Source organism: Sphingobium sp. Leaf26 (genome assembly GCF_001421665.1).
GTDB lineage: Bacteria > Pseudomonadota > Alphaproteobacteria > Sphingomonadales > Sphingomonadaceae > Sphingobium.
In genome coordinates, this window is sequence record NZ_LMKV01000001.1 from 390,804 (window position 1) to 406,356 (window position 15,553).

The 15,553-nt window shown below is 64.6% G+C and carries 13 protein-coding genes; 5 read left to right on the forward strand and 8 right to left on the reverse strand.

Annotation, left to right across the window (positions count from 1 at the left end):
* Positions 1-46: 46 nt before the first annotated feature.
* Entirely contained in the window at positions 47-955 is a 909-nt protein-coding gene (locus ASE85_RS01895; protein WP_056682587.1) for a LysR family transcriptional regulator, read from the reverse strand.
* 122 nt (positions 956-1,077) lie between these two features.
* Here ASE85_RS01895 and ASE85_RS01900 point away from each other — a divergent pair, with 122 nt between their 5' ends.
* The 3 genes from ASE85_RS01900 to mmsB all read left to right on the forward strand — a co-directional run bounded on the left by ASE85_RS01900 (position 1,078) and on the right by mmsB (position 4,574).
* Positions 1,078-2,220 (forward strand): acyl-CoA dehydrogenase family protein, encoded by a 1,143-nt coding sequence (locus tag ASE85_RS01900; RefSeq protein WP_056682590.1) that lies wholly within the window; start codon positions 1,078-1,080, stop codon positions 2,218-2,220.
* A 176-nt stretch (positions 2,221-2,396) separates the two neighbouring features.
* Positions 2,397-3,485, forward strand: coding sequence for an enoyl-CoA hydratase/isomerase family protein (locus ASE85_RS01905; RefSeq protein ID WP_056682593.1), 1,089 nt, complete (start codon positions 2,397-2,399; stop codon positions 3,483-3,485).
* Between the two features lie 204 nt (positions 3,486-3,689).
* A complete protein-coding gene (gene mmsB, locus ASE85_RS01910; RefSeq protein WP_056684236.1) occupies positions 3,690-4,574 on the forward strand; it encodes a 3-hydroxyisobutyrate dehydrogenase in 885 nt (294 codons plus the stop codon).
* Between the two features lie 39 nt (positions 4,575-4,613).
* Here mmsB and ASE85_RS01915 read toward each other — a convergent pair whose 3' ends face one another.
* From ASE85_RS01915 to folE, 5 genes are all read right to left on the reverse strand, one after another.
* Positions 4,614-5,843, reverse strand: coding sequence for a dipeptidase (locus ASE85_RS01915; protein ID WP_056682596.1), 1,230 nt, complete (start codon positions 5,841-5,843; stop codon positions 4,614-4,616).
* Positions 5,843-8,227, reverse strand: a complete 2,385-nt coding sequence (locus tag ASE85_RS01920) for a TonB-dependent receptor (protein ID WP_056682599.1) — start codon at positions 8,225-8,227, stop codon at positions 5,843-5,845. Before ASE85_RS01920 ends, ASE85_RS01915 begins: the two co-directional genes overlap by 1 nt.
* Positions 8,228-8,503: 276 nt before the next feature.
* Positions 8,504-9,283 (reverse strand): enoyl-CoA hydratase-related protein, encoded by a 780-nt coding sequence (locus tag ASE85_RS01925; protein WP_056684239.1) that lies wholly within the window; start codon positions 9,281-9,283, stop codon positions 8,504-8,506.
* Positions 9,284-9,371: 88 nt separating this feature from the next.
* Positions 9,372-10,217: an SDR family oxidoreductase gene (locus ASE85_RS01930; protein ID WP_056682603.1), complete on the reverse strand. Its 846-nt coding sequence runs from the start codon at positions 10,215-10,217 to the stop codon at positions 9,372-9,374.
* Positions 10,214-10,819: a GTP cyclohydrolase I FolE gene (folE, locus tag ASE85_RS01935; RefSeq protein ID WP_056682613.1), complete on the reverse strand. Its 606-nt coding sequence runs from the start codon at positions 10,817-10,819 to the stop codon at positions 10,214-10,216. The genes ASE85_RS01930 and folE overlap by 4 nt, the downstream gene beginning before the upstream one ends.
* Positions 10,820-10,973: 154 nt before the next feature.
* On the opposite strand from folE, the gene ASE85_RS01940 reads away from it, so the two are divergent.
* On the forward strand, positions 10,974-11,573 hold the full coding sequence (locus tag ASE85_RS01940) for a nucleotidyltransferase family protein (RefSeq protein WP_056682616.1): 600 nt from the start codon (positions 10,974-10,976) through the stop codon (positions 11,571-11,573).
* A 3-nt stretch (positions 11,574-11,576) separates the two neighbouring features.
* On the opposite strand, the gene ASE85_RS01945 is transcribed toward ASE85_RS01940, so the two are convergent.
* Together ASE85_RS01945 and ASE85_RS01950 are read right to left on the reverse strand one after the other, a co-directional pair.
* The gene (locus ASE85_RS01945) at positions 11,577-13,247 is read right to left on the reverse strand and encodes an MFS transporter (protein ID WP_056682619.1); all 1,671 of its coding nucleotides are present in this window, start codon (positions 13,245-13,247) and stop codon (positions 11,577-11,579) included.
* Positions 13,248-13,328: 81 nt separating this feature from the next.
* Complete coding sequence (locus tag ASE85_RS01950; protein WP_056682621.1) at positions 13,329-14,063, reverse strand: metallophosphoesterase family protein; 735 nt, start codon at positions 14,061-14,063, stop codon at positions 13,329-13,331.
* A 209-nt stretch (positions 14,064-14,272) separates the two neighbouring features.
* On the opposite strand from ASE85_RS01950, the gene ASE85_RS01955 reads away from it, so the two are divergent.
* A complete protein-coding gene (locus ASE85_RS01955; protein WP_056682623.1) occupies positions 14,273-15,481 on the forward strand; it encodes an acetyl-CoA C-acetyltransferase in 1,209 nt (402 codons plus the stop codon).
* Positions 15,482-15,553: the final 72 nt, after the last annotated feature.

A 15,553-nucleotide genomic window follows, 5' to 3' on the forward strand; every position in this document is an offset into this window, starting at 1 on the left:
AGGGCGGCGTCGATTGACTTTAATGTCATCTTTGGGACGCTTCACCTTATCCCCCTGCATCCGGTGGCACATCGCGCGCGCCGGACAAGGTTTCGACCCGTTCCTGCACCCAGCCGGCCACCGCGCCGATCCGCGCCAGCTTGCGCAGGTCGCCGTGCATCACCAGCCAGAAACTGCGGATGATCTCCACCCGGTCGGCCATCAGCGGCATCAGGCCGGGGTCGCGCCGCGCGATGAAATCGGGCAGCACGCCGATCCCCGCGCCGTCGGCGATCATCCGTTGCTGCATGATGATGCTGGTCGACCGCAATGTCGCCTCCAGCCCCGCTTCCACCTCGTCCAGATAATCCAGTTCGGGGGAAAAGATGAACTCCGGCACATAGCCGACCAGCGTACAATCGCGCAGGTCGGCGGGTTTACCCGGTCGCCCTACCCGCTCGATATAGGCAGGCGATGTGTAGAGGTGCAGCCGATAGTCGCCCAGCCGCCGCACCGTCAGCCGTCCGCGCTGCGGCCGCGCCAGCATGACGGCCATGTCCGCCTCGCGATTGGATGGGTTCAGGAAGCCGGACGCCGTCACCAGATCCAGCCGGATGCCCGGATGCCGCCGGTTGAAGTCGCCCATGCCCGGCGCCAATACCCAGGTGCCGAACCCCTCCGCCACCGACAGGCGCACCTGCCCGCTCAGCCGATGCTGCTGCCCCTGCACATCCTCCATTGCCGCCAGCGCGGCGCTTTCCGCCGCTTCGGCATGGGCCAGCAATTCCTGCCCGCGCGCGGTCAGCGCCCGCTCGCCCGCGCCGACCTCGAACAATTCGGCATCCAGCGCCTTTTCCAGCCGCGCCAGCCGCCGTGCGATGGTGGTCGCGTCGATGCCCAGCGTTCGCGCCGCCGGCGCCACCTTGCGCGCCCGCGCCACCGCCAGAAATACGCGCAGATCGTCCCAGTCGAACATCGCCTAGCCCTGCAAATTTGCAGGATGTTCATGCACAACTTCCCCATTGCTGGCAATAACGCTGGCCTGCTAGAAGTTCCCCACATGATCATGTCACCGCAGCGGCATGACGAAAGGAGAGCATGACCCAGTTCGACCTGACCGACGATCAGCGCACGATCCAGGACATGGCCCAGCGTTTCACCGCCGACGCCATCACGCCCCATGCGGCGGAGTGGGACGAAAAGCATATCTTCCCGCGCGACACGATCCGCGCGGCGGCAGAACTGGGCTTTGGCGGCATCTATGTGTCGGAGGAAGCGGGCGGCATCGGCCTTGGCCGGCTGGAAGCCGCGCTCATCATGGAAGCCATGGCCTATGGCTGCCCATCCACCAGCGCCTTCATCTCCATCCACAATATGGGCGCGTGGATGATCGACCGTTTCGGCGGGCAGGCGGTGAAGGACAAATATCTCCCCGACCTCGTCCCCATGACGCGCATGGCGAGCTATTGCCTGACCGAAGCAGGCGCAGGGTCGGACGCCGCCGCGCTCAAGACCAGGGCGGTGCGCGACGGCGACCATTATGTCGTCACCGGCTCCAAGCAGTTCATCTCCGGCGGCGGCGAGAACGACATCTATGTCGTCATGGTCCGCACCGGTGAGGACGGGCCGAAGGGCATATCCTGCCTCGTCATCGAAAAGGACATGCCCGGTGTCAGCTTTGGCGCGCAGGAACGCAAACTCGGCTGGCACTCGCAACCCACGGCGCAGGTCAATTTCGACGCGGTGCGAGTCCCGGTCGAAAACCGCGTAGGCGCGGAGGGCGAAGGCTTCCGCATCGCGATGATGGGCCTCGACGGCGGCCGTCTCAATATCGGCGCCTGTTCGCTCGGCGGCGCGCAACGCTGCATCGATGAAACCGTGCAATATACCAGGGACCGCAAGCAGTTCGGCCAGTCGATCGCCGATTTCCAGAACACGCAATTCACCCTGGCCGACATGCAGACCGAGTTGGAGGCCGCCCGCACGCTCCTGTACGCCGCCGCCGTCAAGGTGACGGAAAACGCACCGGACAAGACCCGCTTCGCTGCCATGGCCAAGCGCTTCGCCACCGACACCGGCTCCTCGGTGGTCGACCGCGCGCTGCAACTCCATGGCGGCTATGGCTATCTGATGGACTATCCGATCGAACGCTTCTGGCGCGACCTGCGCGTCCATTCCATCCTGGAGGGCACCAATCAGGTGATGCGCATGATCGTGGCGCGGGACATGCTGCGGCACTGATCTATGCCCCTCTCCCCTCGGGGGAGAGGGTTGCGAAGACTTGGCAGCGTGCTGCCTAGTCGCAGCTGGGAGAGGGGGCGATGCGCCAAGCCATCCCCCTCTCGAACTCCGCCTAGGCGCGTGCCGCGCCAAGGCTGCGTATCCTCTCCCCTGGGAGGGGAGAGGATAGGAAGATAATGACCGACCAAGTCCTGACTTTCATCGAAAACGGCGTCGGCCGCATCCGCCTCAACCGGCCAAAGGCGATCCATGCGCTGACCCCCGTCATGTGCGAAGCGATCAACGATGCCCTGCTCGCCTGGGGGCAGGATGATGCCATCGTCGCGGTCATGATCGACCATCTGCCCGCCGCCGATGGCGATCCCAGACTGTCCCGCGGCTTCTGCGCCGGCGGCGACATCGCGCTGATCGCCAATAGTGCCAGGGCGGACTGCGTGGAGGCCGAGCGCTTCTTCAGCCTCGAATACCGCATGAACCATCTGCTGTTCGTCTATGACAAGCCGATCGTCGCCTTCATCGACGGCATCGTCATGGGCGGCGGCGTCGGCCTGTCCCTCCCCGCCCGCTTCCGCGTCGCGACCGAGCGGACGAATTTCGCCATGCCCGAAACCGGCATCGGCCTTTTCCCCGATGTCGGCGGCGGCTGGTATCTGCCGCGCCTGCCCGGCCGGGTCGGGGCGTGGCTGGCGGCGACCGGATCGCGGATCGACGGGGCCGACTGCACGGCCATCGGCATCGCCACCCATTATATCCCGTCCGATCATCTGGACGCGGTCAAGGCCCGGATATTGGCCGACCCGCTGGGGCTGGAAGAGATATTGGACGAGAATATGGTATCGCCTCCCCCCTCGAAGCTGGAGGCCGTTCGCGCCGATATCGACAGGCACTTCGCATCCGACAAGGCGGAGGAAATCGTCGCCGCGCTTCAGGCCGATGGCGGCGAATGGGCGGCCAAACAACTGGCTGTCCTTGCCACCAAATCGCCCCAGACGATCAAGGTGGCGCTGCGCCAACTAGTCGAAGGCGGGCGCAAGGACAGCTTCGCCGACAATATGGCGATGGAATATGGCCTCGCCTGCGCGATCATCCGTCGCCCCGACTTCGTGGAGGGCGTACGCGCGGTGATCTTCGACAAGGATAATGCGCCGCGCTGGAACCCGCCTACGCTGGAGCAGGTGGACGACGCGATGATCGACGCCATCTTCGCGCCGCTGCCGGCGGACAGGCAGTGGACACCCCTTCCCGAAGTGGCGGAGACCGGCTGATCCTGTCCTATCGGGCCAGCGGCTGCTAGACTGACGGAACCCTCCGCCGGCCTCTTGCGCCTTACTTTCCGATAGGATCGAGACAGCGCAACATAATGTCAAAACGTGCGGGAAATGTGCGAAGTTAAGAGCATCGCGCGAAAAGGTGGGAACCGGTTTTTCACGATCAGCGATGCGTCAAATAAAGCGGAAGAGGATAGGAAATTGACCCAGACGATCGCCTTCATCGGGCTTGGCAATATGGGCGGCGGCATGGCCGCCAACCTGCTGAAGAACGGCTATGCCGTGCGCGCCTTCGACCTGTCGGAGGACGCGCTGGCCAAGGCGCAAGGCCATGGTGCGGTCCGCGCAGCCAGCGCCGCCGATGCGGTCGCCGGTGCCGACGCGGTCGTCACCATGCTGCCCGCCGGCAAGCATGTCGAAAGCGTCTATAACGGTGACGTGTTCGGCGCGGCCACGCCCGGCGCGCTCTTCCTCGACTGCTCCACCATCGACGTCGCCACCGCCCGCCGGGTGATCGACGCCGCCACCGCGCAGGGCTTCGACATGGTCGACGCGCCCGTCTCCGGCGGCATCGCAGCGGCCAATGGCGGCACGCTCACCTTCATGGTGGGCGGGTCGGACGCCGCTTTCGCCAAGGCCAGGCCGATCCTGTCCGCCATGGGGAAGGCGGTGATCCATGCCGGTGGCGCAGGCAATGGCCAGGGCGCCAAGATCTGCAACAATATGCTGCTCGGCGCGACCATGGTCGCCACCTGCGAGACGTTCGCCATGGCGAAGAAGCTGGGCCTGGACCCTCAGACCTTCTACGACATCAGCAGCGTCTCGTCCGGTCAGAGCTGGTCTATGACCAGCTATTGCCCCGTCCCCGGCGTCGGCCCGCAAACCCCGGCGGACAATGGCTATCAGGGCGGCTTCGCCGTCGGCCTGATGCTCAAGGATCTGAAACTCGCGTCCGAAGCCGCGGCCTCGGTCGGCGCGTCGGTGCCGATGGGCAATGTGGCGGAATCGCTTTACCAGTTGCTCGCCAATCAGGGTGAAACCGCCCGCGACTTCTCCCTGATGATCGAGATGCTGGAAGGGAAATAAGCCATGCCGTTCCCCGGCGCAGGCCGGGGTCCAGCAAGGCTACTTCCCCTTGCCCGCCTCGTTCGCGGCCAGAACACGCAGCACATTGCCGGACCAGATCTTCTGGATATCGGCCTCGCTATAGCCCGCCTTCAGCAGCGCAGCGGTGATCTTGGGCAGGTCGACCACATCCTCCATGCCGACCACGCCGCCGCCACCATCCCAGTCCGCGCCGATACCGACATGATCCGGCCCCACGACTTTGAGTGCATGAAGCATATGCGCCATGAAATCGTCGAAGCTCGGCCGGTCGGTATCGGGATAGAGCCGGTCGATCTCCTGCCGCTTCGCCAGCAGTTCGGCGCGCTTTTCCGGCGATAGCTTGGCATCCTCGCGCAACTGCCCGAACAGCGCCTTCAACGCCTCCTGCCGTTGGGGATTGGGCTTGGACGCGCGCAGATAGGTGCCATAGGCGTTCATCTGGATCACCCCGCCCTTGGCCGCCAAAGCCTTCAGATGATCGTCATCGATATTGCGCGGATGGCGATAGATCGCCTTGCAGCCCGAATGAGTCAGGATGATCGGCGTGGTCGACAGCGCCAGCAGATCGTCCAGTACCTGGTCCGAGCTGTGCGACGCATCGGGCACGATGCCCAGACGGTTCATTTCCTTCAGCAATTCCTTGCCCAGCGGGCTGAGGCCGCCGAAGCGCGGCTTGCCAGATGGGTCGGTGCTGCTGTCGGCAAACTGGTTATGCGCGAAATGGGCAAAGCCCGACACGCGCACGCCGATATCGTAGAAGGTCTTGAGCAGGGTGACGTCCTCACCCAGCGGATAGGCGTTTTCGATCGACAGATAGACGACCCGCTTGCCCGCCGCCGCGATCGGCGCGGCGTCCTTCGCCTCCAGCGCCAGCGCGAAATTGGCCGGGTCCGCGGCCACCATGTTGCGGATCGACAGGCCGCGCAGGATCGCAAAGTCGCGCGCCTTGCGGAACCCCTCGATCGTCACCGGCCCCTGCCCCGTATAGATGGCCCAGAAACCGCCATCCAGACCGCCCTGCTTCATCCGCGGCAGATCGACCTGGGTATAGTCGCCATGGACGTCATGCCCCTCCTCGATCGACCAGCCGGGCAGATCGAGCGAGGCAGGCGTGTCGAGATGGCTGTCGAGCGTCAGCAACTTCTGGTGCAGTTGATACGCCTTCTTCGTGACGACGGGCGCCTCCGCCTGCGCCGTCAGCGGGAGCAGCGCAAGGAGCGCCGCCCCCATCATCCAGCTCGCCCGCATCAGATTTCACCCGAGATGGTGAACTGGAAGGTGCGCGGCGACAGCGGACGGAAATTGCCGTCGCCCGTCACGGCGGCCGAAATGTAGGACAGCGTGTCCTTGTCGAAGATATTGTCGATGTTGAAACGCGCCTTCACGCTCTTGACCGGCCCCAGGCTGAAGCCGTCGCCGATATCGACATAGGCGCTGAACACGGTGAAGCCCTTCACGCTGGACCCGGCCGAATTGTCGAAGGTCGACCAGCGGCGCGAGGTATATTTGCCGCTGAAATTGCCGACCAGCCAGCTCGCCGGTTCGATGGTCACGCCGCCATTGACGATCCACTTGGCGCTATCGGGAATATATTTCCCGTCGGTCTGGTAGGTCGTCGTCGCGGTGACGATGTCATCCTTGAACTTGGCGATGTTGTAGGTGGCGTTGAGGTTGAAATAAGCGAGGCCATTGAGCGCCGACGGCTTGAACGTGCCGCTGAATTCCGCGCCATAGGCCGTCACCCGGCCGACATTCTGATAGAAGGTTTCGATGACGTTGGTGGTGCCGGGCAGGATCGATCCGATCGACTGGATACGGTTCTTGAACTTGGTGTAGTAGCCCGCCAGCGAGGCGTAGAATTGCCCCTGATTGGTGCGGATGCCCGCCTCGAAATTCTGCGACCGTTCGGGCGCGGGCGCAGGCACGCCGGCCGCGCTGCTGTTGAGCGAGACGGAGAAGACATCGTCCAGTCCCTTGGGCAGCGCCATATTTTCCGAATAGGACGCGAAGACCTGGCTCTGATTGTCCAGCTTGAAAAGGACACCGGCCTGCGGCAGGAAGCCGTCGCTATAGCTGGTGCGCAGCGTCTGCGGACCCCAGCCCGCGACCCAGACGGGCGCCGCCGTGGTGCCGGCATTACGGTAATAATCGTTGAAATCGCGATAGCCGCTGTAGCGATAGTCGATGTTCAGCGCCTTGATGCCCAGGTCGAAGATCAGCCTGTCGTCCAGCAGCGCGATCCGGTCCTTGATGAAGGCCTGTGTCGTATTGCGTTCCGACTGATAGTTGCGACGGACATAGACCAGATCGTCCAGATTGGGCGCGCTCGCGGGCGAACCGTCGGTGGTGTTGTAGCGCGCCTGGGTGCGGTTGTAGGTATCGACCTCGGCCCACAACCCTGCTTCGATCGTCTGGACGCCCAGTTCCCAATGCAGCTTGGTGGTCAGGCCATAGCGCTCGCCGCCAACGGTCGACAGGCCATATTGCGTGCCCTTGGGCGCGTTCAGCGCGATGCCGGCCGCCGTCTCGCGGGTGTAGATGGTCAGGCTGTTGGCATAGGTGTCGGGCGACACGCCATAACCGCCCTTATCCTCATAATAGGCCGTCGCTTCGGCCCAGACGCCATCGGCGATGCCGGCATGGATGGTGCCGCCATACAGCTTGTCGTCGCGCACGTTGATGGCGAGCGTGTTGGTATAGGCATAGTTGGCGTTGCTGTAGGCCGGACCGCCCGCGACCGGCGCGAAGCCCGGTGTCGTGTTGGGCACGACCGAGATATAGCCGCGATCCCGGCCACTCTTGCCGCCGATGTCGGTGCCGGTCAGATACTGGCTGCGGCTGAGCGAGGGGGAATCGAAGTCGTTGAACTTGTTCGACACGAACTTGAACCGCGCCCAGCTATCGCCGCCAAGATCGGCATGGACCATGGCTTCCCAATGCTCACGATCGACCGTGCCGTCGCCGCGCCACAGGTCGGTATTCAGCTTCGTGCGGCTGACATAGGCGCGGAACGGGCCGACCTGGCCCGTGCTGGCGCGGATGAAGGTGCGCTTCATGTCGAAATCGCCGAAGCTCTGCGAAACGAACAGGCCCATCTCCTCCTGCGGCGCGATGCTGTTATATTGCACGACCGGGCCAAGCGTCGAGTAACTGGGCAGGCCGACATCGCCCGCGCCGACCGCGGCCTCCACCACGCCCAGATTTTCATTGTCGACATAGCGGAACACCGGGCTGCCGCCGAAAGCGTCGCTGCGGCCGGTGGGGATGCCATCGACCACGAAGCCGATCTGGTCGAGGTTGAAGGCGCGGGTCTGGACGCTGTTGCCGAATTCATAGAGGCCGAGCGCGCCGTCGGTCTGAACGTTGAAGCCGGGCAGTTGCTCCAGCATCTTGAGGCCCGAAATGCCCGACGGCGCGGACAGCAAAGCCTCCCGCGTGACCGCGACCACGTTCGTCACCTTGTCCTCACCGATCGCCTCGGCCGATTGCGAAATGCGGCGGCCGGTGACGGTGATGCTGCTTTCGTCACTATCCACCGGCTCTTGTGCGTGCGCGGCGCTCAGCGCTCCGGCGGCGCAGGCGATCAGCAGCGCGGCGCGAGAGGACAGGCGGATGGACGAGGATACGGACATTCAAAGGCTCCCTGTTTTCAAGACGCAGCAGCAGGGAGGGTGCGCCGACCGGCGACCCTCTCCAGCTTCATTTCTGCGTTTTCTTGTGAAACGAGATTGCCGATGAACTCCGCCACGGACCAATGAGATTTTCTCAGGCCCTGGCGAGATACTCAAAATATCATGGGCGGTTTAGATGCGCCCTGCGTTCAATCCATTGGCGTCCGGTGAAGGGCGGTTAAAGCCACCACATCCCCAGATGCCACGACGCGGATTGATATGAATTGTCGATATTGCTTATCGTCCCTTCCAGATGCCGGCGCGCTTTTCGACGAAGGCGGTCATGCCTTCCTTCTTGTCTTCCGTCGCGGTCAGAATCTGGAACAGGCGGCGCTCCGTCAGCAACCCTTGGGCGAGGCCCGTCTCAAAGGCGATGTTGACCATTTCCTTGTTCACCATCGCGGCCATCGGCGGCAGCGCAGCGATCGTCGCGGCGGTCTTGAGCGCGTCTTCCAGCAAATCGGCGGCGGGGACGATGCGGCTCACCAGCCCGGACCGTTCGGCTTCGGCCGCGTCCATCATCCGGCCGGTCAGGCACATCTCCATCGCCTTCGCCTTGCCCACGGCGCGGGTCAGGCGCTGCGACCCACCCATGCCGGGCGCCACGCCCAGCTTGATTTCGGGCTGCCCGAATTTCGCCGTGTCGCCCGCGATGATGAAGTCGGCCATCATCGCCAGTTCGCAGCCGCCACCCAGTGCAAAGCCCTGCACCGCCGCGATCCACGGCTTGCGGGTCGCGACCACGCCGGTCTGCCAGCCGGAAAAGAAATCCTCCAGGAAGAAGTCGGCGGCCTGCTTGTCGACCATTTCCTTGATGTCGGCGCCCGCCGCAAAGGCCTTCTCGCCGCTGCCAGTCAGCACCGCGCAGCGCTGGGTCGGATCGGCGTCATAGGCGGCGAAGGCGGCGCTCAGTTCCTTGAGGACATGGCTGTTGAGCGCGTTCAGCGCCTGCGGGCGGTTCAGCGTGATCAGCGTGACGGCGTCGCGCTGCTCCACCAGGATCGTTTCATAGGTCATCGCCATCTCCCTCATTTCGGTTTGTCGAACGATCTATGGGCAGGATGCTAGCCACGCCAGCCCCCTGCCCCTTGCATTTATGCCAGCCCTATCGGCACAGATGCATGAAATCGCGGTCATAGCTTTTAAGATGCGCGCCGCCATCGACATAGAGCGTCTGGCCAGTCACCGCGCTCGCCTCCACCAGATAGAGAACCGCTTGCGCGATCTGCTCCGCCTGCGGCAGCCGCTCGAGTGGCATCAGCCTGGCCAGCCGTTCCATCTGCGCCTCGTCATAATCGGGTGTCGCGATCGTCAGGCCCGGCGCGACGGCATTGACCCTGACCCTTGGCGCCAGGCTGCGGGCGCTGGTGCGGGTCAGGCCAGCCAGCGCCAGCTTCGACAATGTATAGGCCATCTGGTCGGCATGGGGATGGTCGATCCGCTGGTCGAGGATGTTGATGATGCAGCGATCCCCCACCCCGGCGGGAATGGTCGCGAACGCCTTCGTCAGCAATGTCGGCGCGGCGCAATTGACCGCATAGTGGCGCATCAGGTCGTCGGCGGTCACCGTCTCCAGCCGGTCCTGCCCGAAGATGGCCGCGCTGTTGACGAGGATATCGGGCGGGCGGCCGAACCGTTCGGCCACCTGCGCCACCAGTTCTTCCGCCCCTTCGGGATCGGCGAAATCGACGACGAAGCCCTCCCACTCCGTCGCTTCCTCCTCAAAGGTCAGCGCCAGATGGGAATCGAGCCGCGTGTCGTGACTGCCATGGATGGCGAGCGAATGACCGGCCTTCGCCAGCGCAGCGGCGATGATGCCGCCCAGCCGCCGATGCCCGCCGGTGACCAACGCCAGTCGCTTGGGCGCCAGCGGTGCGCCGACCGGCGCGACATCGCTGCGCGCCCGACCCAGCGGGCGATAGGCCGGTTCGCTATCGTCTTCGCCGCTCATGATGAAATGAGCTTCAGCACTTCCTCCCGCGACTTTTCACTGTCGCGGAACACGCCCAGCATGCGACTGGTCTTCATGATGACATTGGGGGTGCGCACGCCGCGACCGGTCATGCAGCCATGGGTCGCCTCGATCACCACGGCCACGCCCTGGGGCTTGAGATGCTCCCAGATGCAGTTGGCCACTTCCGACGTCAGCCGTTCCTGGACCTGCAACCGGTTGGCATAGGCATGCAGCACGCGGGCCAGCTTGGAAATGCCCACCACATAGGCGCCGGGCAGATAGGCGATATGCGCCTTGCCCACGATCGGCGCCATATGATGTTCGCAATGCGACTGGAACGGTATGTCCTTGAGCAGCACGACGTCATCATAGCCGCCCACTTCATGGAAGATGCGCGACAAATGATAGGCCGGATCGTCACCATAGCCGCGGCAATATTCACGCCAGGCGCGCGCGACGCGCTCGGGGGTTTCCATCAATCCTTCGCGTTCGGGGCTGTCGCCCGACCAGCGGATCAGGGTGCGGATCGCCTCGCTGACGTCGGCCGGAACCGGCTCCTTGCCTGCGCCGACCGTCTCCGCTTCCAGGTCACATGCCATCTACCGGCCACTCCTTATGCTGTTGGTCCCGCATATGGCGGCTGGGTGGCGCGATGGCCAGTGTCTTTCGGGCCGCTGGACACAAGATCATAGTGGTGGCAAATCGGGCGGATACGGGATCGCCACAACAAAATGCCTCTGCTCATCACCTATCATGCGTACTGAACGGATCGCCGCCGTGCTGCTGGCGGCCGGCACATCCTCCCGCTTCGGCGAGGCGGACAAGCTGATGACGGAATTGCGGGGCAAGCCGATGGCGGCGCATGTGCTGGAGACGGTCGCCTCCATGGCCTTTGCCGAGTTGATCGCGGTGGTCCGGCCAATCGCATTCGCGCCCGTCATCCATCGCAAGCTGGACCGGCGCGGCTATACGATCCTCGTCAACGACCAGCCAGAAGATGGCATATCGGGCAGCATCGTGCGTGCGGTCGAACATGTAATGCCCAACAACAAGATACGCGGCGTCCTGATCTGTCTGGCGGACATGCCCGACGTGCCGCAGACCCATTATAATCGCATCTGCCTGGCGGCGGAGGATATCCGCTCTGTGGTGGCCTCTACCGATGGCTTCTCGTCCTCGCCGCCCGCCTTTATCGGGCGCAAGCATTTTCCCGAACTGCTGGCGCTCAAGGGTGACCAGGGTGCGCGCGCGCTGCTGAGCCACGGCATCCAGATCGAGACGACGGGCAATATCCTGCACGATGTCGATACGCCCGAAGACCTGCCCGGCTGGCGCCCGGTCACGCCGCAATAAGGATCAGTTCGACCGGGTCGGATCGGTCAGGCCATCGCCCATTTCGCGGGCGTCGGGCGCGCGACTGATCGGCAGCGATCCCGTCTGCCGTTCCAGACGGCGATGCACGACCGGCGCGTCCGGCCCCTGATGCAGCGCATGGATGGCGTCGCTGTTGGCGATGTCGGCGACGGTGCGGCGTTGATTGTGGCGGACATAATCCAGCCAGGTCGACACATGATAGCGTTCGACCCACAGGTCCGGCTCCCCCAGGTCGCGCAGCAACTGCCAGCCATGGGCGCCATCGCGGCGCCGGATTCGCCGCCGCTCGCTCATCGCGGCCAGGAAGGGAACGATCGATCCGGCGGGAATGCGATATTCGATGGTGATGACGATCGGTCCGCTTCGAGGCTCGACCGACACGGTGGTATCGGGTTCCCGCCAATCGCCGCGCGGATCGAGATTATCGTCGCCGATCTGCGGCAACGGCCGCCACAGCCCCAGCATCGCAGCGACGAACTGCATGCCGGCCGCCGCATAGAGGCCGATCACCACGCCATGCTGCTCCGCCACCAAGCCGAACAGCCAGGCGCCGCCTGCCATGCCGCCAAAGGCGATCATCTGGTACAGCGCCACCGCGCGCGCCACCACCCATCGCGGCGCCGACATCTGAACCGACACGTTGAAGGTGGACAGCGCCAACACCCAGCCCGCCCCCGCCAGCATATAGCCCAGGATCGCCAGTGGCAGCAGGCTGCTGGCCCCGGTCAGGGCCGTGCCCAGCGCCATGGACAGGGTCGCACAGCGGACCAGGGTTTCGACGGAGATGAAGGTCCGCAGCCGCCGGCTGCCCAGCGCGCCCAGCACTGCACCGACACCGAAGCCGCCGCTGGTGATGCCGAAGGTCAGCGCCCCGCCCCCCAGAACGTCGCGCGCGACCAGCGGCATCAGGGCGGACACCGCCGCCGCGCCGATGCCGAAGGCGCCACTGCGCAACAGCACCAGCTTGATGTTCGGCGATGCCGCGACATAGCCGACGCCGGCGACCATCGCCACGCCCAGCCGTTCGCGCGGCAGCAGCTTGGGCGGCAGGTCCGGCCGCCAGCGCGCCAGCACCACCAGCAGGCCGACATAGCTGAGCGCATTGACCAGGAACGCCGCCGCAGCCCCCGCCGCCGCGACGATGATGCCGCCCAGCGCCGGACCGGTGCTGCGCGCCAGATTGAAGCCCATCGAGTTCATCGCCACCGCGCTGGGCAAGACCGCGCGCGGCACCATGTCGCCCACCGACGCCTGCCAGGCGGGACCGTTGATCGCGGTGGCGCAACCGATGGCAAAGGTGAAGGACAGGAGCAGCCAGGGCGTCATCAGCCCGAACCAGGCGGTCGTCGCCAGCAGCGCCGACGTCAGCAGCATGGCGCATTGGCAGGCGATCATCACCTTGCGCCGGTCCAGATTGTCCGCGACCGCACCGGCCCAGAGCGAGAGCAGCATGATGGGCAGCGTGGTCGCCGCCGGGACCAGCGCGATCAGCAAGGGCGACGCCGAAAGCGACGTCATCATCCAGGCCGCGCCGACCGACTGGATCAGGCCGCCGAAATTGGACGCAAGGCTGGCGGACCAGATGGCGCGGAAGGTGGGGATGGCAAAGGGGGACGGCGGTTTGTTGGTCGAGGCGTCGGTCACACTGTCCATGGGGTCGATATAGACGGCAATGGCCGGGGTGCAACGCTTCTATGCCATGCCCCTTATACCATGCCCCTTACATCATGCCCCTTACATCATGCCGGTGCGCAACGCCCGCGCCCAGTCGGGGCGGCCATGGGTGTCGGCGGCGCAGGCGGCGGCTTCCCAGTCATAGGGGATGGCGATCAGGCGCGCCTGCCATGCGCCGTCGATCCGATCGGCCATGGCATAGCGTGCATGGGGCGATCCCGCTTCCACGCTGTGCGGGAAGGGATGGTCATCGGCATAGGCCGGCAGGCCGACGCTGCCCGGATTGACGATCAGGCCGCCGCCCTGCCGGCGATGGATGCGCGGCATATGGGTATGGCCGCACAGGATCAATGGCGCAGCGGCGCCCCCTGCCCGTGCCTCCACCTCTGCGGCGGTGGCGGGACGCAGGCCATGCGGGTCGAGCGTTTCCAGCCAGTAGCAAAGATCGTCGCCCGGCGCGCCATGCACCATCAGCACATCGTCGACCGGCCGGAACTGGTCGGGCAGCGCCGCGATCCAGGCGCGATGATGCGGTTGCAGTTGGCGATGGGTATAGAGGTCGGACGCCCCCATGCGGGCCGGGTCATGGGTGAGCAATTGCCGCTCATGATTGCCCCGGATCGTCGGCAGGTTCAGCGCCATCAGCCGGTCCGCCGTCTCACAGGGAAAGAGCGGGCCGGACAGGATATCGCCCAGATTGACCATCATATCCGCGCCCTGCCTGGCGACGTCGGCCAGCACTGCGTCCAGTGCGACGATATTGCCATGAATGTCGGACAGGATGGCGATGCGCATGGATTGGGAATGCCATGGGGATTCGCCGGTGGAAAGGCGTGAATTGCGACAGCGAGTTGGACAGGTAATTTGATAATCGCAAACTGCCGCTACGGCATGCTGACCCTGTCGCGAACAGCATATTAGACACTTGCACTTTACGTAAACGTAAATACATTCGACACCAATATCCGAAGCGCCGGAACGGCCCCCACGGAGAGGGAAAGACCATGGAAGCCTATATTTACGACGCCGTCAGGACGCCCCGTGGCCGGGGCAAGGCCGATGGCTCGCTGCACGACATCACCCCGATCCAACTGGCGACGCAGGTGCTGGAAGCCGTGCGCGACCGCAGCCAGATCGACACTGCCGACGTCGATGACGTGATCCTCGGCTGCGTCAGCCCCGTCGGCGAACAGGGCGCGGATATCGCCCGCGTCGCCGTGCTGAACGCCGATTATGCGCAGACCGTGCCGGGCGTGCAGATCAACCGTTTCTGCGCGTCCGGGCTGGAGGCCGTGAACATGGCCGCCGCCAAGGTCTATTCCGGCGAGGCGATGTTCGCGATCGGCGGCGGCGTCGAATCGATGAGCCGCGTGCCGATGGCGTCGGACGGCGGCGCATGGGCGATGGACCCGGCGGTCGCGTACAAAACCTATTTCGCGCCGCAAGGCATCGGCGCTGACGTCATCGCCACCAAATTCGGCATCAGCCGCGACGACGCCGACGCCTATGCCGTCGAAAGCCAGAAGCGCGCCAAGCAGGCTTGGGACGAAGGACGCTTCGCCAGATCGATCGTGCCGGTGAAGGACGTGATCGGCGGCATCGTGCTGGACCATGACGAACATATGCGCCCCGACGCGACGATGCAGTCGCTGGGCGCATTGAAGCCCAGCTTCACCGCCCTGGGCGAGGAGATGCCGGGCTTCGACACCGTCGCCCTGCTGCGCTACCCGGAACTGGAGAGGGTCAACCATGTCCACCATGCGGGCAACAGCAGCGGCATCGTGGACGGCGCGGCCGCCGTGCTGGTCGGCAACAAGGATATGGGCGAGAAATATGGGCTTAAAGCCCGCGCCCGGATCAAGGCGATGGCCTCGATCGGATCGGAGCCGCTCATCATGCTGACCGGGCCGGAGTTCGTCGCGGGCAAGCTGCTGGCGCGGGCTGGCATGACCACCGCCGACATTGATCTCTGGGAACTGAACGAGGCCTTCGCGTCGGTCGTGTTACGGTACATGCAGGCGATGAACCTCGACCATAGCAAGATCAACGTGAATGGCGGCGCGATCGCCATGGGCCATCCGCTGGGCGCGACCGGGGCGATGGTGCTGGGTACGGCGCTGGACGAACTGGAACGCTCCGGCAAGGGCACGGCGCTCATCAACCTGTGCGTCGGCGCGGGCATGGGCACCGGGATCATCATCGAGCGCATTTGAGAAATATAATTCGTTCGTCCTGAGTAGCCATTGAGCGAAGTCGAAATGGCGTATCGAAGGATGCTTCGATAC

What these genes read in the sequence shown, in the direction of transcription:
- ASE85_RS01895 (WP_056682587.1), bottom strand. Translation starts at nt 955, where the DNA reads ATGTTCGACTGGGACGATCTGCGCGTATTTCTGGCGGTGGCGCGGGCG.
- ASE85_RS01900 (WP_056682590.1), top strand. Translation starts at nt 1,078, where the DNA reads ATGACCCAGTTCGACCTGACCGACGATCAGCGCACGATCCAGGACATG.
- ASE85_RS01905 (WP_056682593.1), top strand. Translation starts at nt 2,397, where the DNA reads ATGACCGACCAAGTCCTGACTTTCATCGAAAACGGCGTCGGCCGCATC.
- ASE85_RS01915 (WP_056682596.1), bottom strand. Translation starts at nt 5,843, where the DNA reads ATGCGGGCGAGCTGGATGATGGGGGCGGCGCTCCTTGCGCTGCTCCCG.
- ASE85_RS01920 (WP_056682599.1), bottom strand. Translation starts at nt 8,227, where the DNA reads ATGTCCGTATCCTCGTCCATCCGCCTGTCCTCTCGCGCCGCGCTGCTG.
- ASE85_RS01925 (WP_056684239.1), bottom strand. Translation starts at nt 9,283, where the DNA reads ATGACCTATGAAACGATCCTGGTGGAGCAGCGCGACGCCGTCACGCTG.
- ASE85_RS01930 (WP_056682603.1), bottom strand. Translation starts at nt 10,217, where the DNA reads ATGAGCGGCGAAGACGATAGCGAACCGGCCTATCGCCCGCTGGGTCGG.
- folE (WP_056682613.1), bottom strand. Translation starts at nt 10,819, where the DNA reads ATGGCATGTGACCTGGAAGCGGAGACGGTCGGCGCAGGCAAGGAGCCG.
- ASE85_RS01940 (WP_056682616.1), top strand. Translation starts at nt 10,974, where the DNA reads ATGCGTACTGAACGGATCGCCGCCGTGCTGCTGGCGGCCGGCACATCC.
- ASE85_RS01945 (WP_056682619.1), bottom strand. Translation starts at nt 13,247, where the DNA reads ATGGACAGTGTGACCGACGCCTCGACCAACAAACCGCCGTCCCCCTTT.
- ASE85_RS01950 (WP_056682621.1), bottom strand. Translation starts at nt 14,063, where the DNA reads ATGCGCATCGCCATCCTGTCCGACATTCATGGCAATATCGTCGCACTG.
- ASE85_RS01955 (WP_056682623.1), top strand. Translation starts at nt 14,273, where the DNA reads ATGGAAGCCTATATTTACGACGCCGTCAGGACGCCCCGTGGCCGGGGC.